Below are 25656 nucleotides of genomic sequence, written 5' to 3' on the forward strand. Positions count from 1 at the left end.
GCGAGGGCCCAGGCTCTGCGTCCTCAGACGCGCTTGCGGTACTCGTGCGTGCGGGTGTCGATTTCGATCTTGTCGCCCTGGGCCACGAAGATGGGCACGGGGATTTCGAAGCCGGTGGAGATCTTGGCGGGCTTCAGGACCTTGCCCGAGGTGTCACCCTTGACTGCTGGCTCGGTCCAGGTCACTTCACGCACCAGAGAGGTGGGCAGTTCAACCGAGATGGCCTTGCCGTCGTAGAACACCACTTCCACGGGCATGGAGTCTTCCAGGTAGGACAGGGCGTCGCCCATGTTCTCGGCTTCGACTTCGAACTGGTTGTACTCGGTGTCCATGAACACATACATCGGGTCAGCGAAGTAGGTGTAGGTGCAGTCGCGCTTTTCCAGGATGACCTGGTCCATCTTGTCGTCGGCCTTGAACACGACTTCGGTGCCCGAGTTGTTCAGCAGGCTCTTCAGCTTCATGCGCACGGTGGCTGCATTGCGGCCGCCGCGGCTGTATTCGGTCTTCAGCACGACCATCGGGTCTTTACCGTGCATGATCACGTTGCCGGCGCGGATTTCTTGAGCAATCTTCATGAGTGTTCCGATTTGGAGAGAAGTTCTTCGGGATGGCCCGGCGTCTTGATCACGCGCTATTGCTTCGGGGCCCAGGCCATTGCTTGATTGATGTGGGTCAGACGACCCGTGGGTCCGCTGAACTTCGGTCAAACAAGCAGGGTCTGCTGTCTTGAGATGCCAGCCTTTGACGGCTTCATCGAGGTGTCGTGCCCGGTCTTGCGGCGCAACAAAGCCCTATATTTTAGCTTGATTTGTGAGCCAGGCCGAGCAGTTGGCTGCACAAGTCCTGCTGGGGCGCCAATTGAGCACGCCAGTGCAGGGCCTGTGCAATGGCGGTTTCTGCGGCCGGCAGCCGCAAGTGGCCGGCCTCCAGCTCGTTCCAGCGGCGCCAGCAACTGCGCGTCGCCGCGGCCAGCTCGGCCCTTGCGTCTTGCAGATACAGGTCCAGGAAGGCGTTCAACTTGGGGCCGTGGGCGCCGTCGTCCTGGCGGTAGATCTGCCAGACAAAAGGCTTGCCCGCCCATTGGGCGCGCACAAACGAGTCTTCCCCGCGCACGAAGTTGAGGTCGGCTGCCCAGAGCAGGGCGTCGAACTCGTCTTGGCTGACGAAGGGCAGGGCATGCAGGCGCAGCGGGGCAGGCAGCTCGCGCTGCAGCAATTCCGCTTGAACAGCGCCGGGACAAACCAGCAAGAGGGTCGGCTGTTCGGCCAGGGTGGCGAGTAAATCGGGGAGGCGCGGGTTGGGGTAGGCGAACAGGCTGACGATGCGCTCGCCCGTCCGGCGCTGCAGGCCCAGGGCAGCCAACCAGGCGCTGGCGTCGAATTGGCTTTGTGCTTTCAGCAAGCCGGGCTCGCGCAGCAAGCCGCCGGTGCGCGGGCTGAAGCCTGGGTAGAAGAAGCGCTTGCCCAGGCCGCGTCCGGGGCCGCTGAACTGCGGTGAACTCAGGCCGTGGCTGCGCTCGACATAGGCTTCGGCGCTCAAGTACTCCAGATTCAGCCACAGGGGCGCCTTGGCGCGCGCGGCCATGCGTGCGACGAAAGCTGGAGGCAGCTCGCAACCGAAAGTTTCGATCACCACATCGCCAGCCTCGGCTTCTGTTTCACTGGATGGCCAGTCGTGGACCGTGATGCCGGGCGGCCAGCCCCTGGGCGCCATCCAGCGCAGCGGCGTTGCGTCGTCGATCCACAGGCGCACGCGCTGCCCGCGCGCCGCCAGGTCGCGGGCCAGGCGCCAGCTGACACCGACATCGCCGAAGTTGTCGATCACACGGCAGAACAGATCCCACACCAAGCTCGGACTCAGACTCATGCCGGGATTATCGAGGCGGGCACAATGCGGGCCATGCCAGTGCCTGACTCCAAGAACCTGCCCGATATCCAGCAAGAGACGGATGCCGCCTCAGCGACGCCGGACGCCCGCGCCCTTGGTGAGCAGGCCCAGACCCAGTGGGCGGCCGAGCGTCGCATCGTCGAGGAGGCCGAGGCCCAGCGGGTGCAGCAGGTCGAACAGGTGGCGCGTGAGCAGCGCGAGCGCATCCTGCAAGAGGTGGCCGCCTTGCCCGGGCTGCCAGGCGTCTATCGCTACTTCGATGCCCAGGATCAGGTGCTTTATGTCGGCAAGGCCAAGCATCTGAAAAAGCGTGTCTCCAGCTATTTCCAGAAGGACCATGGCGGCACGCGCATCGGCATGATGGTGGCGCGCATCGCCCGCCTGGAGACGACGGTGGTGCGCACCGAGTCCGAGGCGCTGCTGCTGGAAAACAATCTGATCAAGGCGCTGAACCCCAAGTTCAACATCTTGTTCCGCGACGACAAGAGCTACCCCTACCTCAAGCTCAGCGGCCATGAATTCCCGCGCATCAGCTACTACCGCGGCGCGGTGGACCGGCGCCATCGCTATTTCGGCCCCTTCCCGAGCGGCTGGGCGGTCAAGGAGTCGATCCAGCTGATCCAGAAGGTCTTCAAGCTGCGCACCTGTGAGGACACGGTCTTCAACAACCGTTCACGACCCTGCCTGCTGTACCAGATCCGCCGCTGCTCCGGCCCTTGCGTGCCGGAAGGGCAGGGTGCCGATTACGGTCGCAACGTCAGCAACGCCGAACGCTTTTTGCTGGGCGAGACGCAAGAGGTGATGGACGGTCTGCAGGCACAGATGATGGCCTATTCGGATGCCTTGCAGTTTGAACTGGCGGCCGAGGTGCGCAACCAGATCCAGGCTCTGGCGCGCGTGTTGCAGCAGCAGTCGGTGGACGAGAACAGCGCCACCGGCCGTGACCGCGATGTCGACATCCTGGCAGCCAAGGTGCAAGGCGGCCGCGCCTGCGTCAACCTCGCCATGGTGCGCGGTGGCCGTCATTTGGGAGACCGCGCCTTCTTTCCCAAACATGTCGAGGAGGCGACTGCCGTTTCCCTGGGTGATGACGAGCAGCTCAGTGCCTTTTCCCCCGAGCGCCTGGTGCTGGAGGCCTTCATGGCTCAGCATTACCTCGATGCCCATGTGCCCTCGCTGATCGTGCTCAGCGAGTTGGTGGACGAGACGCTTTCTGAGGCCTTGAGCGAGCAGGCCGGCTACAAGGTCACCACGCAATCCCAGCCGCGCGGCCAGCGCCGCATCTGGCAGGAGATGTGCGTCAAGGGCGCCGAACTGGCCTTGGCGCGCCTGCTAGCCGAAGAGGGCTCGCAGCAGGCGCGTACCCGCGCCCTGGTCGATGCGCTGGAGTTGTCAGTGCAGGAGTTGGATGCTTTCCGCATCGAGTGCTTCGACATCAGCCATACCGCGGGCGAGGCGACCATGGCCTCCTGCGTGGTGTTTGATGCGCACCAGATGCAGAGCAGCCAGTACCGGCGCTACAGCATCGAGGGCATCACTGGCGGCGACGACTACGCCGCCATGCGTCAGGTGCTGACCCGGCGCTACAGCAAGCTGGCCGAGGCCGCGCAGCTGGGCACCGGGCGCCTGCCCGATCTGGTGCTGGTGGATGGCGGCCGCGGCCAGGTGGCTATGGCGCGCGAGGTCTTCGAGGAGCTGGGGCTGGATCTGTCCTTGATCGTCGGCGTAGAGAAGGGCGAGGGGCGCAAGGTCGGCCTCGAGGAGTTGGTGTTCGCCGACGGCCGGCCCAAGGTCTATTTGGGGCGTGACTCGGCCGCGCTGATGTTGGTGGCGCAGATCCGAGACGAGGCCCACCGCTTTGCCATCACCGGCATGCGTGCCAAGCGGGCCGCGGTGCGCACCGGAGGCTCTAAGCTTGAGGATGTGGCCGGTATTGGCCCGAAGAAGCGCGCTCAACTTTTGCAGCGCTTCGGTGGAGTGCGCGGCGTGGCCGCCGCGAGTGTGGAAGAGATTGCCAGCGTCAAGGGCGTTTCCAAGGAACTGGCAGAGGAGATCTATCGTGTCTTGCACTGATGATGTGATGTGTGGCGGTGCGGGCGACCGGACGCTCGCTAGAGTGGGGTCGGCTCGCCTTTGTGCCTGGGCGGCGATCGGGCTGGCGCTGGCGCTGGTCGGCTGCTCCAGTGGGCCGCGTTCGCCCGCCCCGGCGCCAGTACCGGCTGCTGCCCCCAGTGCAGCGCCGGCGCCGGCTCCTTTGCCGGACAAGAGCGAGGCGCCCAAGCCCGTAGATACGGCCAAGACTGGCTTGCCACCACCCGGCCCCGTGCGCAACCATGACGAGTTGCGCAAACAGGCCGCATTGAGGCTGGTCGCGGCCAACCCTCACATGACCTATATGGGGCAGGTGCCGGCCGTGCTTCTGGCGATTCCGGTGTTGGAAGTGGAACTGCGCCATGACGGTCATATCAAGCGCATCAACATCTTGCGCCGTCCGGGACAGGCGCCGGACACTTTGCAGTTGGCCATTGATGCCTTGCATCGCGCTGCGCCCTTTGGCAATGTCTCGCGCATGCCCGAACCCTGGAAGTTCAGCGAGACCTTCTTGTTCAACGACGACCGCCATTTCAAGCCGCGAACGCTGGACTGAGGCCCCGCTGCCTCGGCAATAAAGAGACAGTCTGGCCCGTGCCAAGCCGGTCACTCGGCGTCTCGGCTCAAAAGGCCTGAAAAGGTGGGGGGGCGTCGGTTTTGTTTGGGCACAATGGGCGCATGTTCTTCACCCTGCCAACCCTGTTCACTTGGGCCCGCATCGTCGCCATTCCGCTGGTCGTCGGTGTGTTCTATCTGGACCTGAGCAAAGACAGCCAAAACCTGTTTGCCACCGCGCTGTTCATTCTGGTCGCGCTGACCGACTGGCTGGATGGCTACCTGGCCCGAAAGCTTAATCAGACCTCGGCCTTTGGTGCCTTCCTGGACCCGGTGGCTGACAAGATGTTGGTCTGTGCCGCGCTGCTGATCCTGCTGGAACTCGGGCGAGTCAATGCCATGGTGGCTCTGGTCATCATCGGCCGCGAGATTGCCATCTCGGCCCTGCGTGAATGGATGGCCCAGATCGGGGCTTCGGGCAGCGTCGCCGTGCACATGGTGGGCAAGCTCAAGACCATGGCGCAGATGGTGGCGATACCCTTTCTGCTCTTCGATGGCCTGCTGTTCGGCATCCTGCCGACCCGCTTGTGGGGCACTTGGTTGCTGCTTGCGGCCGTGGTCTTGACCATCTGGTCCATGGTTTATTACTTACAGAAAGCTCTGCCCGAGATCCGCGCCAAGGCGCGTTGAGCAGGCCTTGCGTGCGCAGGCCGCGCATGCTGGTCCGGGGCGATCGAACCCTTCAGCAGCGTAGCCACTGTTGGTGAACGGTGTCTTTTGTATCGGGGCTTTTCCCGGTCAGGCGGGTGGGCTGAATGCGCATAGAATCCGTTTCCCCGCGAGTTTCAGGCCAGCTCCGGCTTGCTTTAGCTCAGCAAAGTCGAGGCCTGCAAGTGCCGCGCGGACGCACTTCCTTTTGAGGGGAAACAATTGAACAAGTCGGAACTGATCGAACACATCGCCCAGCAGGCGGACATTTCCAAGGCCGCTGCGGGCCGTGCTCTGGAGGCTGTGATTGGCGGCGTCAAGACCACGCTGAAGAAGAACGGTTCCGTTTCTCTGGTAGGCTTCGGCACCTTCAGTGTGACCAAGCGCGCTGCGCGTGCGGGGCGCAACCCCCGCACCGGCGATGCGATCAAGATCAAGTCTGCCAAAGTGCCGAAGTTCCGGCCCGGCAAGGCCCTCAAGGACGCGGTCAACTGAAGTTCGGCGTCAGCCTCGTTTTTTGTTTTTTTACCGGTTTACCCGGGTGCTTAGCTCAGTTGGTAGAGCGTCGCCTTTACACGGCGCAGGTCGGCGGTTCGAGCCCGTCAGCACCCACCAGTATTGCCCGAGTCCGACAGCCTGTCTGGACGTGGGCTTTGGCTCCTAGAAGGCCGTCCCACGCAAAGGCGAACTCCGGTTCGCCTTTGTCGTGTCTGCATGTCTGAGGTTTCGATGTTTGATTTCGTCCGTAAACACAATCGCCTGTTTCAGCTGCTCTTGCTGATTCTTATCCTGCCTTCGTTTGCCTTGGTCGGCATGCAGGGCTATACCAGCTTCATGGACGGCGCCAACGCAGGCGTGGCCACGGTCGCGGGTCAAAAGATCACGCAGGCCGAGTGGGACGCCGCGCAGCGCGATCAGGCCGAACGCATGCGTCGCCAGATGCCCAATCTGGACGCCAAGTTGCTCGACTCACCTGAAGTGAAGCGCGAGGCCCTGGATGGCCTGGTGCGTGAGCGTGTCTTGCAAGCGGCAGCCAAGGATGAGCATCTGTTCGTCAGCGATGAGCGCTTGCAGTCGCTGTTCATGAACGATCCTCAGTTTGCCTTCCTGCGCAACCCCGACGGCAGCTTGAACAAAAGCTTGCTGGCCGCTCAGGGCATGAGCTCGCAGATGTTTGTCGAACGCTTGCGCCAGGACTTGACCCTGCGCCAGGTGGCGGCCGGCCTGACGAGCTCGGGTCTGGCCTCGGAGGCCAATGCGGCCGTGGCCTTTGATGCCTTGCTCCAGCAGCGCGAGGTGCAGTTGCAGCGCTTCCAGGCCAAGGATTTCGCCGCTGCCATCACACCCAGCGATGCCGAGCTCGAAGCCTTCTACAAGGACAGCAAGAACGCAGCCCAGTTCCAGGTGGCTGAAAACGCTCAGATCCAGTACCTGGTGCTCGACCTGGAGGCCTTGAAGGCGGGTGTCAGCTTCAGCGACGAAGACCTGCGCAAGTACTACAGTGAGAACCAGTCCCGCTACACGGTCTCGGAAGAGCGCCGTGCCAGCCACATCCTGATCAAGGCGGCACAAGACGCCAAGGCTGATGAACGCGCCAAAGCCAAAGCCAAGGCGGAAGAGTTGCTGGCTCAGCTGCGCAAGAACCCGGCCCAGTTCGCCGAGCTGGCACGCAAGAATTCCCAGGATGAAGGTTCAGCCACCAACGGCGGTGATCTGGATTTCTTCGCCCGTGGTGCCATGGTCAAGCCTTTCGACGACGCTGCCTATGCGCTCAAGCAGGGTGAGATCAGCAATGTGGTCGAGTCCGAGTTTGGTTACCACATCATTCAGCTGACCGGTGTGCGCGGCGGCGACAAGAAGAGCTTTGAGTCTGTGCGCGCCGAGATCGAGGCCGAGGTGCGCAAGCAACTGGCTCAAAAGCGCTATGTCGAGGTGGCCGAGCAGTTCAGCAACGGCGTCTACGAGCAATCCGACAGCCTGCAGCCGGTAGCCGACAAGCTGAAGCTCTCCGTTTTGAATGCCACCGTGCAGCGTAAGCCGGCACCTGGCGTGAGCGGCCCCCTGGCCTCGGCCAAATTGCTGGAGGCTGTGTTCTCGGATGATTCCCTGCGCAACAAGCGCAACACCGAAGCCGTCGAGTCAGCGCCGAACCAGATGGTTGCGGCTCGCGTGGTTCAGCACAACCCGGCTCATTTGCTGCCTTTGGCCCAGGTCAAGGACACGGTGCGCAGCCAGCTGGTTCGCCAATTGGCCGGTGCTCAGGCCGCTAAGGCCGGTGCGGCTCGCGTGGCTGAACTCCAGAAGGCTGGAGCCTCTGAAGCTGGCGGCCTGGAAGCCGCCGTGGTGGTCTCGCGTGCCTTGCCGCGCGACCTGCCGCGCAAGGTGCTGGAAGGCATTCTCTCGGCCGATGCCAGCAAGCTGCCGACCGTGGTTGGCATCGATGCTGGTGACGGCAGCTATGTGCTGGCACGCATCAACAAGCTGCTGCCGCGTGACCCGGCCGTGGTGGATGCCAAGCGTGCGGCTGCCCAATACGCGCAAGCCTGGTCGGGTGTCGAGGCTCAGGCCTATCTCAATGCTTTGAAGACGCGCTACAAGGCCGTGATCAAGGCGCCGATGGCTGCCGCCTCGGCCAGCGCTCCGTAAGAACTCATTCCATTCGGTCGCTCGAGAGTGCGGCCGAGTGGTGGTGATGAACGAAGCTTTTGGGTGAGGCGCCGCCATCTTGTAAAAAGTGCTTGCGCCGCCTTAAAAAATCGTTCTATAATCTATGTCTCGACGGTGGTTGTAGCTCAGTTGGTAGAGTCCAGGATTGTGATTCCTGTTGTCGTGGGTTCGAGCCCCATCAGCCACCCCAAAATCGTGAAAAGCCCTCAAGTGAATGCTTGAGGGCTTTTTCCGTTCTGGGAACGAAAACGCTGCTGAACGCGAAATGTCGGAAGGCGAGCTGCTCATTTTTTTGCCGACCCAGGTTCGCCATGACTCACACTGCGACTCCGGCCCGCATTGCGGGCGCGTCAGGAGTCCTCTACATGCCGACCAGCAATTGGTATTCGCGCTTTGCCAAGGCCACCGCCCATTTCTGTGGTCGCCCGCGGGTGTTCACCTTGGCCGTGGCGGTCATTCTGGTCTGGTTGCTCACTGGGCCGCTGTTTGGCTTCAGCGACACCTGGCAATTGGTCATCAACACCGGCACCACCATCATCACCTTCCTGATGGTGTTTCTGATCCAGAACACGCAGAACCGGGACACCGAGGCGATCCAGGTCAAGCTCGACGAGCTGATCCGGGCCACCCGTGGCGCCCACAATGCGCTGCTGGATCTGGAGGAGTTGGAGCAGGACCAGCTCGACGCCTTCCGGGGGCGCTACCAGGCGCTGGCCGCCGGTGCACGTAACGAACTGACCCGCGGCGAGCAGGACACCGGCACGCCTGAGCCCTGAGCGGGGCCCGGCTGCGCGGGTCAGGCTTGCCGGCGCGCGGCCCAGCGGCGCAGCAGCCAGGCGGCGACGCCCAGCAGGATCAGGCCGGCCAGCAAGCGCCAGGCATCGCTGGCCTGGGCGCTCTCAAGGGCATGCATCAACTGGTCCATAAAGAAGGCCAGAGCCAAGGTCGCCGGCAACATGCCCAGCAAGGTGCCGAGCATCATGTCTCTCAGGCGTATGTGGCTGGCTCCTGCCACCATATTGACGATGGCGAAGGGCGCAATCGGCAACCAGCGGATCAAGATCACGGCGATCAGGCCGCGCCGGGCCAAGGCCTGGCTCAGTTGTTGAAGGCGCGGGCCGGCCAGTGTTTTCAGAGCCGCATGACCCAGGCAGTGGCCGATGCCATGGCTCAAGCCGGCGGCCGCAACACCGGCCGCCAAGGTGCACATGAGCCCCTGGGTCGGGCCCAGGGCGGCCAGGGCGAGTACGGTGAGCAGCATCAGCGGCACGGCCAGCACCAGGGCGAGGGTCATCAAAGCAGCCATTGCCCAGGGCCCCAGCCACTGGCCCAGGCGCTGCAGCTTTGGCAGCAGCTGCGCCGGATCGATTTCGCTGCGCCAGGGCGAATAGGCCCAGCCCAGACTCAGACCCAGCAGCAGCAACAGAAGCAGGGCCAGGCCGGCCGCACGCAGGCGCAGGCGCCGCTTGGCAGCGGCTTGCGTCGGTTCTTCCTTTTGCTTCATGCCTGAGTCCCTGTCTTCGCTCGCATGAAGCTGAGCAGCTCGTCAGCCAGGGTGTCGACGTGGCTCGAATCGAAGATGGAACCATGCGTACCGGCCACCTGGCGGCTGTGCAGCTCGGGCAGCAGCCGCCCCCAAGCCTGGAACAGCAGCTTGTGCCATTTGGCCAGACCGGCCGATTGCAGCAGCAAGACCGGGCCCGAAAATGCCTGACAGCGATGGCCGCGCAGGGCCTGGACCTGAAGCACCAGGCCCGGGTCGCTGAACATGGCGCCGAGGCGTCGGCCATTGAGGCTCAGGTCCTGGACGTGGAGCTTGCGCACCAGCCAGCCCAGCGTTCGCCAGGGGGTGGTGCCGCCGAACACGGCTTCGGGGTGGATGGTGTCCAGCAGCAGCAAGCCGGCCGGCGCCTGGCCGCGTTGCTGCAGCTCCACTGCTGCTGCCAAGGCCGTGACACCTCCGACCGAGAAGCCGGCCAGCCAGGCCGACGAGTCGCCCTCGGCGGCCATGGCATCGGCATACATCGCTGCCAAGGCGCCAATGCTCAGCGGCTCTTCCTGAAGCGGCGGCTGCAACATGAAGACGTCCACTTCGCCGGCCAGGGCCTGCGCCAACTGCTGCAGCCGCAGCACATCGCCATGACCGGATGCGGCGACGAAGAGTCGCTGCGCGCCCGACTGCACATGGCTCAGCTTTTGCAATACGCCCGGCGGCACAAAGGGCCGAGTCAAGGCCCGTGCCAGAGCCGCGATGCTCGGGTGGTCTTGCATCAGTTGCAAGGGCAGGCGTTGACCGAGTTCATCCTCCAGCGTGGCCAGTACGCCGAGGGCGGCCAGAGAGTCACCACCGAGCGCAAAGAAGTCGGCGTCCAGGTCGATTTGGCCGGTCTGGCCAGTCTGGCCGTGTGCGATCTGGCCGGCTCGGGCGGCGGCCGGCAGGGCTTCACTCCAGAGTTCGAGCAGCCTGTGCTCCAAGGCATTTCTGGGCGCTCGTGGCGGGCCGCTGGTCGCAGGGGCCAGAGAGTCTGCAGACGACCCCAGCGGCGCGGGCGACGGTAAACCGCCCAGCTGCACCTTGCCATGGGGCCCGAGCGGCAACTCGGCCAGCAGGCTGAAGGAGCTCGGGCGCATGACCTCGGGCAGACTCTGGCGCAAGCCCGCTTGCAATCGTGGCAGGTCCGCTTCGCTCAGCCCAGCGCCGGCGAGCCAGGCATGCAGGCGCGGCGGCTGTGCCTCGGCGAGCAGTTGTACGGCCGCTTGTTGCACCAGGGGCAGGCGCAGGCAGGCAGCTTCGACATCGCCGAGTTCGATGCGCTGGCCGCGCAGCTTGACCTGACGATCCAGGCGGCCGTTGAAATGCAGCAGCCCGGCGGCGTCCAGCCAGCCGCGATCGCCGCTGCGGTAAAGCCGAGCTGGGGGCTGCCCCGGCGCGCTGGGCACCCAGGGGTCGGGCACAAAGGCGCGAGCGTCCAGCTCGGGCCGCCCGAGGTAGCCGCGCGCCAGACCGCCGCCGCCGATATAGATCTCGCCGCTGTAGCCGAAGGGCAGGGGCTGCATGGTCTCGTCCAGCACATAGATGCGGACGTCGTCGATGGGGCGGCCCAAGGGGATCTTCGTGATTTCGTTCTGCCCCGTGTCTGCCCCGATTTCGGCAGGGGCCGGCGGGCAGGGCCAGGCGCTGGCAAAGATGCAGGCTTCGGTCGGGCCGTAGAAGTTGTAGAGCTGGGCGCTGCTCAAGGCTTGAAAGCGCCGCACCAGGGCCGGAGGCAGCAGCTCCCCGCCGCAGCAGGCGACCCGAAGACTAGGTGCCGGCTGGCCTTGGCGGCGCGCCAGCGCCCAGGCGTCCACCAGACCGGCCAGGGTGCTGGGCACGAAGGCGCCGAAGCTGGCACCGTGCTTCTGGATCAGCTCGGCCAGGCGGCGCGGATGCACGCGGCCCGGCGGCGGCAGGGCGATGCTGGCGCCTTGGCTCAGCGGCAGCAGCAGCTCCACCAGGGCCGGGTCAAAGCCAAGTTGAGTGCCCTGGATGGCCCGGTCTTGCGGGCCGATGCCCCAGCTCTTGGCCAGCCAGGCCAGGCGCCGTGTCAGGGCGCCGTGCTCCATCATCACGCCCTTGGGACGGCCGCTTGAGCCCGAGGTGAAGAGCACATAGGCCAGGTCTTCGGCGCGTGCCCCGTCCGAGGCTGCTCGGTCGTTCGAGTCCGGGAATTCGGGCCAGGTCTGGGGCAAACGCAGGCAGCGCTGCTGCAGGCCCGGCAGTTCGCTCAACACCGACGGGCCATCGACATCGAGCAAAAGGGCCACCGCGCCGCTGTCCAGCAGCACACCGGCAAGGCGAGCCGGCGGCGCCTGCGGGTCCAAAGGCAGGAAGGCCGCGCCCGCCAGTCCAATGGCGACCAGGGCCACCACCATTTCGGCCGAGCGTTCCATGGCCAGGGCCACGACCCGGTCGCGCCCGGCACCGAGGCGGCGCAGCTGCCGGGCCAGCGCTTCGGTGCGCGCAAGCAACTCGGCATAACTCAGGCTTGCGACGGTGTCATGCTCATCCCAGACCAAGGCGCAGGCTTCGGGCTGCAGGCCGGCCTGATGGCGGAACTGGCTCACCCAGGTTTGCGGCGCCTCAAGCTGGGCCAGGTCCTTGTGCAGGCCGTGCAGCAGGGCCCAGCGTTCTTCGGCCGGCAGCAGTTCGATCAGGTCTAGCGCTTGTTCGGGCTGCGCGGCCAGGCTCTGGCTGAGCTGCCAGAGCCGGCGTGCCAGCAAGGCCGTTTCTTCCGCTTCGAAGCAGGCGCTGCTGGCTTCCAGTATCAGGGCCGGCGCAGCGCCGCCGTCGAATTCGCACAGCGTCATCGCCAGGGGGAAGCGGGCGCGGCCGCTGAACAGCTGGCGCGATTCCGTCAGTTGAGCCGCGCCAAACTGCAGGCGGTAGTCCTGGCGTTCAAAGGACAGCAGCAGCTCCAGCACCTCGCCCTGGCCGCTCAGGTGCAGGCCCGGCAGTTCATGGGCCAGCTCGCTCAAGGGGTAGCGCGCATGCCGCAGGGCCGCTTGCATCTGCGTGCCCGCTTGCTGCATCAGCGCCCCTGCCGTGCCGGCCTGGTCCAGGTCGAGCAGCAGGCATTGCAGGCCGGTGAACATGCCCGGTGTCTGGCGAAAGCGTTGGCCGCTGCGGTTCAGGCTGGGCACGCCGATCAGCACTTTGCGCTGACCGCTGAGGCGCCCGAAGTACAGGGCCATGGCGGCCAGCAGGACATTGAAGCTGCTCAGCCCCTGGGCTTTGGCGGCTTGCTCCATGCGGGCATAGGCGCTGGCATCCAGGGGCAGATGGAAGAGCTGGGCTCTTGGCAACTCGCGTGTATCGACGCTCTGCGGCTGGGCGCGCCGCGCCACCAAAGGCTGGCGATCGCCTTGTGCCAGACCGGTCAGTTGTTGCCGCCAGAAAGCCGCGTCACGTTCGAACAAGGCCGATTGACGGTAGCGCTGCGAGTCCTCGATGAAGTCACAGTAGCGTGCGCCAGCACAGGCCTCTCTCGGCGAAGACGTGGCCCCGGGCTCCAGGCTTTGGTAGATCGTGCACCAAGCCTGCATCAGCTGGGTTGTGCCCCAACCGTCCATCACGAGGTGGTGAAACTGGATGCTCAAGCCGTGCAGGGCGTCATGCGCGCGCAGCAGCAGGAAGCGCCAGGGCGGCCGGCCATCGAGGGCGAAGGGCTCGCCCATGCGAGCGTTCCAGCAGCGTTCCATGGCCTGCTCGGCTTCGAGGTCAGAGGCGCAGTGCAAGTCGACCCGTTCCAACTGCGCGTCCCAGGCCGGCAGCAAGCGCTGGTGACCGTGCAAATCAGGGGCCAGGCGCAGGGCATCGTGGCCGGCCACCAGCAGGCGCAAGGCCGCTTTCAGCCGGGCGACATCCAGCCGACCCCGCAGCAAGGCTCCACCACCGATATTGAGATGCGCACTGCCGGGCCAGGCGCGTTGATCGAGCCAGACCTCGCGCTGACTCAGCGACAGCGGCAGGTCCATTGCTGCGCTCGCGGCGGCAGGGCCCGACGCGACCGGATCGGCGCTCAGATCTTGGGCTTGAGATTCAACAGCTGCTTGCGATCCCATTGTTCGATGTGTTCCATCGCGTGGCGATAGCCCAGTTCGGCGATCTCGGCCCCTTGGGCGTAGGCCATCAGGGCGAATCCTGCCACGGGCGGTTCGAGGTAATGGTCGGCCTGCGCGCGCGCACGCTGCCGCTGCCCCAGGCTGCCGATGTGGCCGGCGCTGTAGAGGATGTCGGCAATTCCCGGCGCGGCTGGAGCGCCCGGGCGCAGCCAGCGCTTGAGCACCTGCCAATTGCCCAGGCGCGCCAGCCCGCTGTCGGCACGCAGGCTGGCGCGCACGTCGACATCGACGGCAATGATGCTGCCGTTGCCGCGGCGTCGCTCCAGAGGCGTGCCCAGGCGCACGCGCATGGCCTGCACCGGCACGTTGTCGAGGATGGCGCCGTCCACCAAGAGGGCGCCGCCCTGCAGCACGGGCGGGAACAGGCCGGCGGGCGAGTTGCTGGCCAGCACGGCGCGCCAAAGCGGGCCTTGGTCCAGGGTGCTGGTGGTGCCTTCGCTGAGATTGCAGGCGGCGGCGAAGAAGGGCAACCAGAGCTGTTCGATCAGGCGCTCGCCGAACATGCGGCGCAGGTCGCGCTCGACCCGCCGGCCGGCCACCAGGGACACCAGCGGCAAGGTCAGGCGCTCGCCGCCGGCGGCAAAGCGGCGCGTCTGGCTCAGGATCTGCTCCAGGCTGTGGCCGCAGGCGTATTGCGCGGCGATCAGTGCCCCCATGCTGTTGCCGCCGATCAGATCCACGGGCAGCTGGCTTTCTTGCAGTGCACGCAACACGCCGAGATGAGCAAAGCCGCGCGCGCCCCCGCCGCCCAACACCAGGCCCAGAGCGCTGCCGGTCAGGAAGCGGGCCAGGCGCTGGGTGTCGCCCAAACGGGCGCGGCGCAGCGGGTAAATGCGCTCCAGGGTGCGCCCCATCAGCCACGGCGTTGGCAGCACCGGCTGAGCTTCATGGGCGTCGTGCAGCAAGACCAAATGCTGGCGCTTCAGTGCCGCGTTGCCATCGCCGGCCAACAGGGCCTGTTCAACCCGGCTGGGTGTGTGCGGGGCGTGGGCGCCACTGAGCAAGATCAGTTGATCGGCTTGGCGCAGCGCGAAGCGCGTCCAGGCCTCGGGTTCAGCGCCCAAATCATCGGCATGGCGCGCCTGATAGACGATGAAGTCAAAGCGGTCTTCCAGATGTGCCAGGGCCTCGTGCGGCAAGGCCTGACCGTTGAGCAGCAGCTGCGGCGCTCCGCTGGCAGGGTCCCGCACTTCGCGCAGGTGGCCGCTGCGGCCCTGCAAGCTCAGGCAGCGGCACAGGTCTTCAGCCAAGGCGGTGCCGCAGCCGTCTTGATCCAGCTCCCGCTGCAGCGGCAACAGAGCAAAGGTCTGGGCCATGCGCTGCGGCACCGGTACTTCGTGCTGGGGCCGCAGGCGTTCGTACACCGCTTGGACGAAGACTTGGCAGAGCTCAGTCGGGTGGCGCTGCAGCAGGCGCTGATAGGCCTGGCGGCTCAAGACTGCCAGGCGCGAGTCGCGTACGGCGCTCAGGTCCTGGGCTCGCGCTTGCTGCAGGATCAGGCCCAACTCACCGATGCTCTGGCCGGGTTGAACTTGGTTGTAGAGCAAGCGCTGGCCTGTAGCGTCGCGCCGTGTCACGCGCAGGCCGCCGCTGATGACAAAAATGATGGTGTCGGAGGCTTCGCCTTCGCGCAGCAGCGTGGCACCGCCCTGGACCTGCTGCACCTCCATGGCCTCGGCCAGCTCCTTCAAGATCCCGGCCGGCAAGCCCCCGAACACCGGGCTGGCCTGCAGCATGGCCAGCACCTTGGCCAGGCTGGCCTCGCGGTGGATGTGTTCGGGCTGGAACTCCATCGAGTCAGTCTAGCTGCCGCTCACGGGCTCGTGTGGGCAGAAAGAACAAAGAAAAAGCCCGCGCGTCGGGTGACGCCGGGCTTTTGGCAACAGCGCCTGTGGCGCTGGAGGAACTCGAGTCGCTGATCGATCAGTTGCTCGTGCCCATGGCACCGGCCAGGGCTTGCACCGCTTCTTCCAGCTTGGCCTTGCCCAGTGCCTTGCACTGCTCGGGCGAGGCGTTGGGGGCGGCACCAAAAGTGGTCGCGCTCTTGGCCGGCTTGAACACCAGGTCCTTGCCCTTGCGCGGCAGGACCACGGCGCGGGCGGTGATCACGCAGGTCTTTTGTGCCACATCGATGCCGCCTTCGACCTGGCTCAGGAAGCCCCAGGCCTTGGCCGGGAACAGCTTGACCGTGGCCGGTGTGATGCTCTTCAACCAAATGGCTTCGGCTGCGGCTTGATCCATCAGATTGGCGGTCGATTGGTCATCGATCACGTACTTGGCCGGAGCGGCAAAAGCGGCGGCAGCGGCGCAAGGCAGGATCAGGGCGGCGATCAGCTGGTTCAGTTTCATGGGTTTCCTTCGAGACATGCTTGTTGTTGCTTTGGCAGCGCGCAGCAGCGACCTCACGCAGTGCGTGCGCAGGCCCGGCAGTGTGGGGGCAGAGTCTGGCTTTGGGCCTCAGGGTTTACACGGGATCGTTGCCAGAGAATGGTGAACACCGCCTTCGGCCTCAGGCAAGCAGGGCGCTGCTGATCTTGAAGGTCAGCCAGGCGGCCATATAGGCCAGACCGAAGAGATAGACCAGCATCAGCGCGGGCGTCTTGTAGCCGCCGGTCTCACGCCGGGCAGCAGCCAGGGTGGCGATGCATTGCGGCGCAAAGACAAACCAGGCCAGCAGGGCCAGCGCCGTGGGCAAGCTCCAGCTCTGTGCGATCAGCGGACTCAAGGCCTCGGCCGCATCGGCGCCGCCGCTGGACAGGGCGTAGACCGTGCCCAGGGCGCTGATCACCACCTCGCGGGCGGCCAGGCCCGGCACCAGGGCCAGGCAGATCTGCCAGTTGAAGCCCAGGGGCTCGAACAGCGGCGCCAGACCGCGGCCCAGCATGCCGGCGACACTGTAGACGATGGCGGGCTCGCTGGCGCTTTCGGGCGCTCCGGGGAAGCTGGCCAGCAGCCAGAGCAGCACGGTCAGCACCATGATGACGCCGCCGACGCGGCGCACAAAGATCACCGCGCGCTGCCACAGTCCCAGGGCGATATTGCGCGGATGCGGCCAGTGGTAGGCCGGCAGCTCCATCATCAGCGGCCGCACGTGCTCGCCGCTGCGCGTGAAGCGCTTGAGCAGCCAGGCCACGCACAGTGCGCCGAAGATGCCGGCCAGGTAGAGCCCGAACAGCACCAGGCCCTGCAGCTGCAAACCCCAAGCCAGTTGCCGCGCGGGTATGAAGGCGCCAATCAAGAGGGCGTAGACCGGCAGCCGGGCCGAGCAGGTCATCAGCGGCGCGATCAGGATGGTGACCCAGCGGTCGCGCGGGTTGGCGATGCTGCGCGTGGCCATGATGCCAGGGATGGCGCAGGCAAAGCTGGACAGCAAGGGGATGAAGCTGCGGCCCGAGAGGCCGACGCTGCCCATCAAGCGATCCAGCAAAAACGCCGCGCGCGGCAGGTAGCCACTTTCTTCCAGGATCAGGATGAAGAAGAACAGGATCAGGATCTGCGGCAGGAAGACCAGCACGCCGCCCACGCCGGCGATCAGCCCGTCCACCAAGAGGCTGCGCAACCAGCTTTCGGGCAGGGCGCCGCCGACCATCTCGCCCAGCGCGGCCATGCCGTCCTTGATCAGATCCATGGGCCCGGTGGCCCAGGCAAACACGGCCTGGAAGAGCAGGAAGAGCACGGCCGCCAGGATCAGTGGGCCGGCCACCGGATGCAGCAGCACGCGGTCGAGGCGGTCGCTGGGCAGCTCGGGCAGCTCTTGATCCAGTTGCAGTCGCTGCAGGATCTGCTTGATGCGTTCGTGGTCGCAGTCTGCCGCGGTGTCGGGCAGGGCAGCTGGCGCCCAGACCGCTTTGTCGTCCAGCAGGGCTTTCAGCTCGGTCACGCCTTCGCCCGCCGTGGCCACGGTCCGCAGCACCGGCACGCCCAGTTCGCGCGACAGCGCCTCGGCGTCGATGGTCAGGCCGCGCCGGGCGGCCAAGTCGGCCATATTCAGCGCCACCACGCAGGGCAGGCCCAGGCGCTGCACTGCCAGCACCAGGCGCAGGGTGCGGCGCAGATTGGTGGCGTCGAGCACGCAGACCACCAGGTCGGGGCGCTTCTCGCCGCGCGCACGGCCGGCCAGCACATCGCAGGTGACGCGCTCATCGGGCGAGCGCGGGTTCAGGCTGTAGGTGCCGGGCAGGTCCAGCAGGCGCAGGGCGCGGCCGGCGGCGCTGAGCAGGCGGCCCTCTTTGCGCTCAACGGTGACGCCGGCGTAGTTGGCCACTTTTTGCTGGCTGCCGGTCAGGCGGTTGAACAGGGCGGTCTTGCCGCAGTTCGGGTTGCCGACCAGGGCCAGCAGCGGCCCGCCCCGGTGCACATGGATGACTGCCTCAGCCATGCGTCGCCTCCGGGCCTTGCAGGGCCTGCACCCGGATGCAGGCCGCCTCGGCGCGGCGCAGGGCAAAGGTGGACTGGCCGATGCGCACCACCAGCGGGTCGCTGCCGGGCAGGCCGCGGCTGAGGATCTTGACCGCCTCGCCCGGTACGAAACCGATTTCGGCCAGCCAGTCGGCCCACTCGGGCGCATGGACCGGCGCTTGCACCGAGTGCACCTGCATGGCTTGACCCAGCCCGAGTTCCGCCAAGGTGTTGGGGATCCAGGGGCTGGCTGCGGCGACGTGAGCGCAAGGGGTCAGGGGAGCGCCAGCCGCGGCGGGCAGAGCGCTGGAGGCGCTGAAGTCGGTCATGCGAGGCGTCTTGCTTCGGTGAAGAGGGGATGGGAAGGCCGCGTGCGGCTTGGGCTTCAGGGCTTGGAAAAAGTCAGCGAGTGCAATCGAGAATTATTCTCATTTTAGACTTAGCGCCGCGGGTTGGGTGCCGCTGCTTTTTGATGCGTCTCATGCTTTGTGCGTTTTCGCCGCGGCGGATTGGGCGGCGGGCCGCTTGAGGGGCTGCCTTCGATGCTGGAAAACAGTGCACCTGAGTGGGTGTCCCTGCCTAGCGCCGCAGTTGCGCAAATGCATAAAATGGGGCGCGCAAACGTTTAGCGTTTTCCTTTATCAGCCGATACACTGAGTTTTCTTACAATCAGCGTCCGATGTCGACTACCGTCTGGCGTTCGTAAAAAGACGGGGGCAATCTGCCCGAAGCCCAACCGCGCTGCCGGCCGGCCTTGATGGCCCCGGTGGCGTTCTTTCACCGATTTGCCTGCCCATCCCTGCTGCCATGATCGCCACACCTTCGTTTGTTCGTGCCGCCGTGACTCTTGCGCTGTCTGCCCTGTCCCTGTCGGCGCTGGCCCAGGCCGGGCAAGCCGCCGTCATCTTTGACATGGGTGGCAAGTTCGACAAGAGCTTCAATGAATCGGCCTACCGCGGTGTCGAGCGCTGGAAGAAGGAAACCGGCAAGGCTTATCTCGAATTCGAGATCAGCAACGACACCCAGCGCGTGCAGGCCATCCGCCGCATGGCCGAACGTGGCGCCAGCCCCATCATCAGCATCGGCTTTGCCCAGGCCTCGGCCCTGCAGCAAGTGGCCAAGGACTTCCCCAAGACCCAGTTCGCCATCATCGACTCGGTGGTCAACGCGCCCAATGTGCAGTCGGTGGTGTTCAAGGAACACGAGGGCAGCTACCTGGTCGGCGCCATGGCCGCGCTCACCAGCAAGACCGGCAAGGTCAGCTTTGTCGGCGGCATGGACATTCCCTTGATCCGCAAGTTCCAGTGCGGCTTCGAGCAAGGCGTGAAAGCGACCAACCCCAAGGCCGAGGTCTTCTCCAACATGACCGGCACCACCTCCAGCGCCTGGAACGACCCGACGCGCGGCGGTGAGCTGGCCAAGTCGCAGTTCGCCAAGGGCTCGGACATCGTGTTTGCTGCCGCGGGCGGCACGGGCTCGGGCGTCTACCAGGCGGCCAAGGACGCCGGCAAGCTGGCCATCGGTGTGGACAGCAACCAAAACCATCTGCAGCCCGGCACCATGCTGACCTCCATGGTCAAGAACGTGGACGTGGCCGTGTACAACGTGCTCAAGGGTTGGAAGGCCGGCGTCTCGGTGCTGGGCCTGAAAGAAGGCGGCGTCGAGTACGCACTCGATGAGCACAACAGCAAGCTGATCAGTCCGGCGCTCAAGACCAAGGTGGAGGCTATCAAGGTCGACATCGTGTCCGGCAAGATCAAGGTGGCCGATTACATGGCCGACAACGCCTGCAAGTACTGAGCGCCTGCCCGGCGCGATCTTGCGCGACTTTCCGCGAAATTCAGCGACATCCATCCATGACGACCCAGAGCAAGGGCACCGTGCCCGCGGACGGTGCCCCGCCGGCCGTCGAGCTGCGTGACATCTCCAAGCGCTTCGGCGCCGTGCAGGCCAACCGTGAAGTCAGCCTGAGCGTGCGCGCCGGCACCGTGCACGGCCTGGTCGGCGAGAACGGCGCCGGCAAGAGCACGCTGATGGCCATTCTCTATGGCTATTACCAGGCCGACAGCGGCAGCATCGCCATCGCCGGCCGCCCGGTGCAGATCAAGGATTCACAGCAGGCCATAGCTCTGGGCATCGGCATGGTCCACCAGCACTTCATGCTGGTCGACACCCTGAGCTGCCTGGACAATGTGATGCTGGGCGCCGAGCCGGCTTTCTTCCTCAATGCCGCCAAGCGCAAAGTGCGCAGCCAGCTTCAGGCCTTGATGAGCGAAACCGGCCTGCATGTGCATCTGGACGCTCTGGTCGGCGAACTGCCGGTGGGCGAACTGCAGCGCCTGGAGATCCTCAAAGCCCTGTATCGCGGCGCCAAGATCCTGATCCTGGATGAGCCCACCGCGGTGCTGACCCCGCAGGAAACTCTGCAGCTGTTTGAGACCCTGCGCCGCCTGCGCGAGCGTGGCACCACCATCCTCCTGATCACTCACAAGCTCAAGGAAGTGATGGCGCTGTGCGATGCCGTCACCGTGATGCGTGCGGGTCAGGTCGTGCAGACCAAGGCCATTTCAGATACCAGCCCGGAAGACCTGGCTCAGGCCATGGTGGGCCGCAAGGTGCATCTGGGTCGGCCCGAGCAGGCCGCCGCCCACGATGCCGCTGCGCCGCTGCGCCTGCGGGTGCAGGGCCTGAGCCTGACCGCCGGCCAGGCGGTACCCTTGCTGCAAGACATCGGCCTGCAGCTGCGCGCCGGCGAAATCGTCGGCGTGGCCGGCGTGTCGGGCAATGGCCAGACCGAGTTGCTGGAAGTGCTCAGCGGCATGCGTGCGCCGGAGACCGGCCAGATGGAACTCGGTGGGCGCCGCTTCGACGCCGCGGCTGGCCAGTGGCTGGAGCCGCGCAGCGCGCGCGAGTGCCGCCTGGCCCATGTGCCGGAAGACCGCCATGCCTGCGGCATGGTGATGAGCTTCCCGGCCTGGGAAACCGCGGTGCTGGGCTATCAAGACCTGCCCCTTTACCGCAGCGGCCCGCTGAATGCCGCCATGAACCACGAGCGCATGAAGTCCGAGGCCGCGGCCATGGCCGAGCGCTTTGATGTGCGCCCGCGTGACATGAACATCGGCTCCAGCAAGTTTTCGGGCGGCAACCAGCAAAAGCTGGTGCTGGCGCGCGAAATCGGCCAGGCGCCCACGGTGCTGTTGGTCGGCCAGCCGACGCGCGGCGTCGACATCGGCGCCATCGAATTCATCCACCAGCAGCTGCGCGCGCTGCGCGATGCCGGCTGTGCGGTGCTGGTCGTCAGCAGCGAGCTGGACGAGATCCTGGCCCTGTCCGACCGCGTCATCGTCATGAACGGCGGCCGCATCACCGGCGAGCTGGACATCGCCGAGTGCACCGAAACCCGCCTGGGCCTGCTGATGGCCGCCACCGCGAAAGAAGAAATGAACGCTGCGGCGTTGCAACAAGCATGAGTGCATCTTCATCTTCATCGAGCAGCGCCTTGCCGCGCTGGATCGACCTGGGCCTCTTGCCCTTGTGGAACCTGGCCGTGGCCCTGGGCGTGGCCGGCCTGGTGGTGCTGGCCATTGGCCAGAGCCCCATGCATGCGCTGAGCGTGCTGCTGCAGGGCTCGCTCGGCAGCTTGCGCGGCCTGGGCTACACCCTGTACTACACGACCACCTTCATCTTCACCGGCCTGGCTGTGGCCGTGGCCATCCACGGCGGCCTGTTCAATATCGGCGGGGAAGGGCAGGCCACGTTTGGCGGCCTGGGTGTGGGCCTGCTGGCCCTGGCCCTGGGCGCGCATCTGCCGGCCGCGGTGCTGCTGCCGCTGCTGGTGATCGCGGCGGCCCTGTTCGGCATGGTCTGGGCCTTGATCCCGGGCTGGTTGCAGGCCTGGCGCGGCAGCCACATCGTCATCACCACCATCATGTTCAACTTCCTGGCCGCCAGCCTGAACGTGTATTTGCTGGTCAACTGGCTGCGTCCGGCCGGCAGCATGGCGGTGGAGAGCGCAGACTTTGCCGAGTCGGCACGCATGCCGGCCCTGCATCAGCTGGCTGCGCTGTTCGGTGTCGAGATGCCTTCTTCTCCGCTGAACCTGAGCCTGCTGCTGGCCTTGCTGGCCTGCGTCTTCGTCTGGTGGTTTCTGTGGAAGAGCGCGGCCGGCTATGCCTTGCGCGCCGTCGGCAGCGCGCCGCGCGCCGCGCACTACGCCGGCATCCGCCCCAAGTACCAGGTGCTGGTGGCCATGGGCCTGGCCGGCGCGCTGGCCGGTCTGGTGGCGGTCAATGAGATCTCCGGCGTGCAGGGCAAGCTGACCCTGGACTTCGTCGCCGGTGCCGGCTTCACCGGCATCGCCGTGTCGCTGATGGGCCGCAACCATCCGGTCGGCATCGTCCTGGCTTCGCTGCTGTTTGGTGTGCTGTATCAGGGCGGCGTGGAAGTGTCTTTCGAGCTTCCCGGCTTCAGCCGCGAGATGGTGGTCACGGCCCAGGGCCTGATCGTGCTGTTCGCCGGCGCCATGGCGACCGTGAGCCTGCCGCTGTTCGTCAAGCTGCACGGCTGGCTGTCTGGAAAAAACAAGGCCCATGCGAAGGAGCTGGCTCATGGATGAGATCCTGATCGGCTCGATGCTGGCCTCGACCCTGCGGGTCACCACGCCGCTGCTGCTCTGTGCCCTGGCGGGCTTGATCAGCGAGCGCTCGGGCGTGATCGATATCGGCCTGGAAGGCAAGATGTTGTTTGCCGCGTTTGCCGCTGCGGCGGCTGCCAGTGCCAGCCACTCGACAGGCATGGGCCTGGCTGCGGCCATCGCCGTGGCCTGCGCCATGTCGCTGATCCACGGCTTTGCCTGCGTCACCCACCGCGGTGACCAGGTGGTGTCGGGTGTGGCGCTCAATATGGTGGCGGCCGGCCTGACCGTGGTGCTGGGCATCGCCTGGTTCGCCCAAGGCGGCCAGACCCCGCCAATCACGGCCGATGTGCGCCTGACCGGCCTGATCGCCGGCTGGAGCGAACCCGAGGCGGCCGTGGCAGCCTTGGGCCCCTGGCTGGGCGCCATCGTCGGCCACGGCCTGCTCAGCCACAACCTGCTGGTCTACCTGGCCTTCTTCCTGGTGGCCGGAGTCTGGTTCTTCCTCGAGCGCACCAAGCCGGGCCTGCGCCTGCGCGCGGTCGGCGAGAACCCGGCCATGGTGGACGCGGCCGGCGTGTCCGTGCCGCGGCTGCGTTATGCCGCGCTGATGCTCAACGGCCTGCTCTGCGGCCTGGCCGGCGCCTACCTGACCCTGGCGCAGAACGCCTCCTTCTCGCCGAACATGACGGCCGGCCGTGGCTATATCGCTCTGGCCGCCATGATCTTCGGCAAGTGGAAGCCCCTGCCCACGCTCGCCGCCTGCCTGCTCTTCGGCTTCCTCGACGCCCTGGCCATCCGCATGCAGGGCGCGGTGATCCCCGGTGTCGGCGAAGTGCCGGTGCAGCTGATCCAGGCCTTGCCCTATTTGCTGACCGTCATCCTGCTGGCTGGCTTCATCGGTCAGGCCCTGGCACCCAAGGCGCTGGGCCGGCCTTACCTCAAAGAACGTTGAGCACACGCGTGAACGCTCTGAAGAACGCCCTCACACCGGATCTCGTGCAGCGCCTGCTGGCCGCCTCGCTGGGCGCGCGCCAGCATTCGCATTCGCCGTACTCCGGCTATGCCGTGGGCGCCGCCGTGCTCGACGAGCAGGGCCGCATCCATGCCGGCTGCAATATCGAAAACGCCGCCTACCCGCAGGGCTGGTGCGCCGAGGCCTCGGCCCTGACGGCCATGATCATGGCCGGCGGTCGCCGCGTCAGCGCGGTGCTGGTCAGCGGCCCCGGCCCGGACATCATCACGCCCTGCGGCGGCTGCCGTCAGAAGCTGCGCGAGTTCGCCGACCCGGAGCTGATCATCATCGCCGCCGACCCGGGCGGCATCCGCCAGCAGTGGACGCTGGAACAGCTGCTGCCTTTCAGTTTCGGCCCCGAGCATCTGAAGCTCTGAGCCTTCGCAACAATTTCCAGGAGGAACCTCAACATGATCGACCACAAGACCCTCAATCCCGCCATCGCCCAGACCGCCGAGAAGCTCAAGACCCTGTTCGGCGCGGCGCCGGCCGTGGCCGTGGTGCTGGGCTCGGGCTGGGCCGGCGCGGTCAGCCTGGTGCAGAACGCCAAGCACCTGGCCTACACCGAGCTGCCGGCTTTCCCGCAGCCCAAGGTGGAAGGCCATGTCAATGAGATCGTGGTCGGCACCATCGGCGCGCAGGCCGTGGTGATGCTGCGTGGCCGCGCCCACACCTACGAGAGTGGCGATTGCACCGGCATGGCCGGCGCCCTGCGCAGCCTCAAGGCCTGGGGCGTCAAGGTGCTGCTGCAGACCAATGCCTCGGGTTCCATCCGCAGCCATATGCCGGCCGGCAGCCTGATGCTGATCAGCGATCACATCAACGCACCGCAGCGCTCGCCCCTGGTCGGCGAGCCCGGCAGCGAGCGCTTTGTCGACATGAGCACCGCCTACGACCTGGAGCTGCGTCAGCATGCCAAGGGCGTGGCCGCGGCCCAGAACCTGGCACTGGGCGAGGGCGTCTATTGCTGGGCCCTGGGCCCTCAGTTCGAAACCCCGGCAGAGATCCGCATGTTTGCGGCTTGGGGCGCCGACGCCGTGGGCATGAGCACCGTGCCGGAAACCATCCTGGCCCGCCACGCCGGCCTGCGCGTCATGGGCCTGGCCCTGATGACCAATATGGCATCCGGCTTGTCCGATGAAGCCCTGACTCATGCACTGACCCTGCAGCAGGCCCAGCAGTCCGGCGAGCGTGCCGCCCAGTACCTGGGTGCCGTGGTGGCCGGCATGGCCGATCTGGCCTCGCTGAAAGACTGAGCGTTCTTCCATGGCTTCTTTGGAACTGAAAGAAAACGCAGCGCGCCTGGCGCTGCAATGCCTGGACCTGACCAGCCTCAACGACGCCGACACGGCCGAGGACATCGCCGCCCTGTGCCGGCGTGCCCAGACGCCCTTCGGCCCGGTAGCGGCCGTCTGCGTATGGCCGCGTTTCGTGGCGCAAGCGCGCGCGGCCTTGCCGGCCGAGATCAAGGTCGCGGCCGTGGCCAACTTCCCGGACGGCGCCCTCGATCTGGCCCGAGCCCTGGCCGATGTGCAGGCGATTGCCACGGCCGGCGGTGATGAAGTCGATGTGGTCCTGCCGTATCGCGCCCTGATGGCCGGTCAGCGCAGCGAGTGCGCCGAGTTCCTGGCCGAGGTGCGCCATGCCAGCCGGCCGCTGACGCTCAAGGTCATCATCGAGAGCGGTGAGCTGAAGACCCCCGAGCTGATCGCGGATGCGGCCCGCCTGGCCTTGATGGCCGGCGCCGATTTCGTCAAGACCAGCACCGGCAAGACCGCGGTCTCGGCAACCCCGCTGGCCGCCCGCCACATCCTCAGCGAGATCGCCGGCAGCGGCCTGGTCTCGGCCGGCTTCAAGGCCTCGGGCGGTATCCGCACGGTGCCTGACGCCCAGGTTTATCTGGAGTTGGCGGCCGACAAGCTCGGCGCCGCAGCGTTGAACCCGCGCCGCCTGCGCTTTGGCGCCAGCGGCCTGCTGGGCGATATCGAAGCCGTGCTGTCCAGCACGGCCGCGCCCGCCAGCACCGCCAGCTACTGAG

20 protein-coding genes, 2 tRNA genes and 1 pseudogene are annotated in these 25656 nt (G+C 66.1%); 15 read left to right on the forward strand and 8 right to left on the reverse strand.

Annotated features, from left to right (window positions below; genetic code table 11):
- Nucleotides 1-23: 23 nt before the first annotated feature.
- Together efp and earP are read right to left on the reverse strand one after the other, a co-directional pair.
- Nucleotides 24-578, reverse strand: a complete 555-nt coding sequence (gene efp / locus LNV28_RS20175) for an elongation factor P (protein ID WP_263520386.1) — start codon at nucleotides 576-578, stop codon at nucleotides 24-26.
- A gap of 223 nt (nucleotides 579-801) precedes the next feature.
- Entirely contained in the window at nucleotides 802-1869 is a 1068-nt protein-coding gene (earP, locus tag LNV28_RS20180; RefSeq protein ID WP_263520387.1) for an elongation factor P maturation arginine rhamnosyltransferase EarP, read from the reverse strand.
- Between the two features lie 33 nt (nucleotides 1870-1902).
- Between earP and uvrC the strand changes: the two genes are divergently transcribed.
- From uvrC to LNV28_RS20220, 8 genes and pseudogenes are all read left to right on the forward strand, one after another.
- The gene (uvrC, locus tag LNV28_RS20185; RefSeq protein ID WP_263520388.1) at nucleotides 1903-3963 is read left to right on the forward strand and encodes an excinuclease ABC subunit UvrC; all 2061 of its coding nucleotides are present in this window, start codon (nucleotides 1903-1905) and stop codon (nucleotides 3961-3963) included.
- A gap of 181 nt (nucleotides 3964-4144) precedes the next feature.
- Nucleotides 4145-4537 (forward strand): hypothetical protein, encoded by a 393-nt coding sequence (locus LNV28_RS20190; RefSeq protein WP_263520389.1) that lies wholly within the window; start codon nucleotides 4145-4147, stop codon nucleotides 4535-4537.
- Nucleotides 4538-4659: 122 nt separating this feature from the next.
- On the forward strand, nucleotides 4660-5226 hold the full coding sequence (gene pgsA, locus LNV28_RS20195) for a CDP-diacylglycerol--glycerol-3-phosphate 3-phosphatidyltransferase (RefSeq protein ID WP_263520390.1): 567 nt from the start codon (nucleotides 4660-4662) through the stop codon (nucleotides 5224-5226).
- 234 nt (nucleotides 5227-5460) lie between these two features.
- A pseudogene (locus tag LNV28_RS20200) lies at nucleotides 5461-5739 on the forward strand (HU family DNA-binding protein); the annotation flags it as partial.
- A gap of 44 nt (nucleotides 5740-5783) precedes the next feature.
- Nucleotides 5784-5859 (forward strand) — tRNA-Val (locus LNV28_RS20205).
- A gap of 114 nt (nucleotides 5860-5973) precedes the next feature.
- Complete coding sequence (locus LNV28_RS20210; protein WP_263520391.1) at nucleotides 5974-7890, forward strand: peptidylprolyl isomerase; 1917 nt, start codon at nucleotides 5974-5976, stop codon at nucleotides 7888-7890.
- Nucleotides 7891-8025: 135 nt separating this feature from the next.
- A tRNA-His gene (locus tag LNV28_RS20215) sits at nucleotides 8026-8101 on the forward strand.
- Nucleotides 8102-8276: 175 nt separating this feature from the next.
- Entirely contained in the window at nucleotides 8277-8687 is a 411-nt protein-coding gene (locus LNV28_RS20220) for a low affinity iron permease family protein (RefSeq protein WP_263520392.1), read from the forward strand.
- 20 nt (nucleotides 8688-8707) lie between these two features.
- Here the strand turns inward: LNV28_RS20220 and LNV28_RS20225 are convergent, their stop codons facing one another.
- The 6 genes from LNV28_RS20225 to LNV28_RS20250 form a co-directional block, all read right to left on the reverse strand.
- Entirely contained in the window at nucleotides 8708-9415 is a 708-nt protein-coding gene (locus tag LNV28_RS20225; protein WP_263520393.1) for a TVP38/TMEM64 family protein, read from the reverse strand.
- The gene (locus LNV28_RS20230; protein ID WP_263520394.1) at nucleotides 9412-13425 is read right to left on the reverse strand and encodes a non-ribosomal peptide synthetase; all 4014 of its coding nucleotides are present in this window, start codon (nucleotides 13423-13425) and stop codon (nucleotides 9412-9414) included. The genes LNV28_RS20225 and LNV28_RS20230 overlap by 4 nt, the downstream gene beginning before the upstream one ends.
- A gap of 44 nt (nucleotides 13426-13469) precedes the next feature.
- Nucleotides 13470-15365 (reverse strand): cyclic nucleotide-binding and patatin-like phospholipase domain-containing protein, encoded by a 1896-nt coding sequence (locus LNV28_RS20235; protein WP_263520395.1) that lies wholly within the window; start codon nucleotides 15363-15365, stop codon nucleotides 13470-13472.
- Between the two features lie 130 nt (nucleotides 15366-15495).
- Complete coding sequence (locus LNV28_RS20240) at nucleotides 15496-15921, reverse strand: hypothetical protein (protein ID WP_263520396.1); 426 nt, start codon at nucleotides 15919-15921, stop codon at nucleotides 15496-15498.
- Between the two features lie 160 nt (nucleotides 15922-16081).
- On the reverse strand, nucleotides 16082-17950 hold the full coding sequence (feoB, locus tag LNV28_RS20245; RefSeq protein WP_263520397.1) for a ferrous iron transporter B: 1869 nt from the start codon (nucleotides 17948-17950) through the stop codon (nucleotides 16082-16084).
- The gene (locus LNV28_RS20250; protein ID WP_263520398.1) at nucleotides 17943-18299 is read right to left on the reverse strand and encodes a FeoA family protein; all 357 of its coding nucleotides are present in this window, start codon (nucleotides 18297-18299) and stop codon (nucleotides 17943-17945) included. The genes feoB and LNV28_RS20250 overlap by 8 nt, the downstream gene beginning before the upstream one ends.
- 478 nt (nucleotides 18300-18777) lie before the next feature.
- On the opposite strand from LNV28_RS20250, the gene LNV28_RS20255 reads away from it, so the two are divergent.
- Genes LNV28_RS20255 through deoC form a run of 7 tightly spaced genes read left to right on the forward strand, consistent with a single transcriptional unit; the run spans nucleotide 18778 to nucleotide 25655 of the window.
- The gene (locus LNV28_RS20255) at nucleotides 18778-19770 is read left to right on the forward strand and encodes a BMP family lipoprotein (RefSeq protein ID WP_263520399.1); all 993 of its coding nucleotides are present in this window, start codon (nucleotides 18778-18780) and stop codon (nucleotides 19768-19770) included.
- Nucleotides 19771-19826: 56 nt separating this feature from the next.
- Nucleotides 19827-21440, forward strand: a complete 1614-nt coding sequence (locus tag LNV28_RS20260; RefSeq protein ID WP_263520400.1) for an ABC transporter ATP-binding protein — start codon at nucleotides 19827-19829, stop codon at nucleotides 21438-21440.
- Nucleotides 21437-22585 (forward strand): ABC transporter permease, encoded by a 1149-nt coding sequence (locus tag LNV28_RS20265; RefSeq protein ID WP_263520401.1) that lies wholly within the window; start codon nucleotides 21437-21439, stop codon nucleotides 22583-22585. Before LNV28_RS20260 ends, LNV28_RS20265 begins: the two co-directional genes overlap by 4 nt.
- The gene (locus tag LNV28_RS20270) at nucleotides 22578-23558 is read left to right on the forward strand and encodes an ABC transporter permease (RefSeq protein WP_263520402.1); all 981 of its coding nucleotides are present in this window, start codon (nucleotides 22578-22580) and stop codon (nucleotides 23556-23558) included. Before LNV28_RS20265 ends, LNV28_RS20270 begins: the two co-directional genes overlap by 8 nt.
- Before the next feature lie 8 nt (nucleotides 23559-23566).
- The gene (gene cdd, locus LNV28_RS20275) at nucleotides 23567-23995 is read left to right on the forward strand and encodes a cytidine deaminase (RefSeq protein ID WP_263520403.1); all 429 of its coding nucleotides are present in this window, start codon (nucleotides 23567-23569) and stop codon (nucleotides 23993-23995) included.
- Between the two features lie 33 nt (nucleotides 23996-24028).
- The gene (locus tag LNV28_RS20280; protein WP_263520404.1) at nucleotides 24029-24874 is read left to right on the forward strand and encodes a purine-nucleoside phosphorylase; all 846 of its coding nucleotides are present in this window, start codon (nucleotides 24029-24031) and stop codon (nucleotides 24872-24874) included.
- 10 nt (nucleotides 24875-24884) lie between these two features.
- The gene (gene deoC / locus LNV28_RS20285) at nucleotides 24885-25655 is read left to right on the forward strand and encodes a deoxyribose-phosphate aldolase (protein WP_263520405.1); all 771 of its coding nucleotides are present in this window, start codon (nucleotides 24885-24887) and stop codon (nucleotides 25653-25655) included.
- Nucleotide 25656: the final 1 nt, after the last annotated feature.

This window comes from Paucibacter sp. DJ2R-2, assembly GCF_025717675.1.
GTDB lineage: Bacteria > Pseudomonadota > Gammaproteobacteria > Burkholderiales > Burkholderiaceae_C > Paucibacter_A.

Bases quoted from the DNA above. Each gene is read 5' to 3' on its own strand.
- efp (WP_263520386.1), bottom strand. From the start codon at position 578: ATGAAGATTGCTCAAGAAATCCGCGCCGGCAACGTGATCATGCACGGT.
- earP (WP_263520387.1), bottom strand. From the start codon at position 1,869: ATGAGTCTGAGTCCGAGCTTGGTGTGGGATCTGTTCTGCCGTGTGATC.
- uvrC (WP_263520388.1), top strand. From the start codon at position 1,903: ATGCCAGTGCCTGACTCCAAGAACCTGCCCGATATCCAGCAAGAGACG.
- pgsA (WP_263520390.1), top strand. From the start codon at position 4,660: ATGTTCTTCACCCTGCCAACCCTGTTCACTTGGGCCCGCATCGTCGCC.
- LNV28_RS20210 (WP_263520391.1), top strand. From the start codon at position 5,974: ATGTTTGATTTCGTCCGTAAACACAATCGCCTGTTTCAGCTGCTCTTG.
- LNV28_RS20220 (WP_263520392.1), top strand. From the start codon at position 8,277: ATGCCGACCAGCAATTGGTATTCGCGCTTTGCCAAGGCCACCGCCCAT.
- LNV28_RS20225 (WP_263520393.1), bottom strand. From the start codon at position 9,415: ATGAAGCAAAAGGAAGAACCGACGCAAGCCGCTGCCAAGCGGCGCCTG.
- LNV28_RS20230 (WP_263520394.1), bottom strand. From the start codon at position 13,425: ATGGACCTGCCGCTGTCGCTGAGTCAGCGCGAGGTCTGGCTCGATCAA.
- LNV28_RS20235 (WP_263520395.1), bottom strand. From the start codon at position 15,365: ATGGAGTTCCAGCCCGAACACATCCACCGCGAGGCCAGCCTGGCCAAG.
- LNV28_RS20240 (WP_263520396.1), bottom strand. From the start codon at position 15,921: ATGAAACTGAACCAGCTGATCGCCGCCCTGATCCTGCCTTGCGCCGCT.
- feoB (WP_263520397.1), bottom strand. From the start codon at position 17,950: ATGGCTGAGGCAGTCATCCATGTGCACCGGGGCGGGCCGCTGCTGGCC.
- LNV28_RS20250 (WP_263520398.1), bottom strand. From the start codon at position 18,299: ATGACCGACTTCAGCGCCTCCAGCGCTCTGCCCGCCGCGGCTGGCGCT.
- LNV28_RS20255 (WP_263520399.1), top strand. From the start codon at position 18,778: ATGATCGCCACACCTTCGTTTGTTCGTGCCGCCGTGACTCTTGCGCTG.
- LNV28_RS20260 (WP_263520400.1), top strand. From the start codon at position 19,827: ATGACGACCCAGAGCAAGGGCACCGTGCCCGCGGACGGTGCCCCGCCG.
- LNV28_RS20265 (WP_263520401.1), top strand. From the start codon at position 21,437: ATGAGTGCATCTTCATCTTCATCGAGCAGCGCCTTGCCGCGCTGGATC.
- LNV28_RS20270 (WP_263520402.1), top strand. From the start codon at position 22,578: ATGGATGAGATCCTGATCGGCTCGATGCTGGCCTCGACCCTGCGGGTC.
- LNV28_RS20280 (WP_263520404.1), top strand. From the start codon at position 24,029: ATGATCGACCACAAGACCCTCAATCCCGCCATCGCCCAGACCGCCGAG.
- deoC (WP_263520405.1), top strand. From the start codon at position 24,885: ATGGCTTCTTTGGAACTGAAAGAAAACGCAGCGCGCCTGGCGCTGCAA.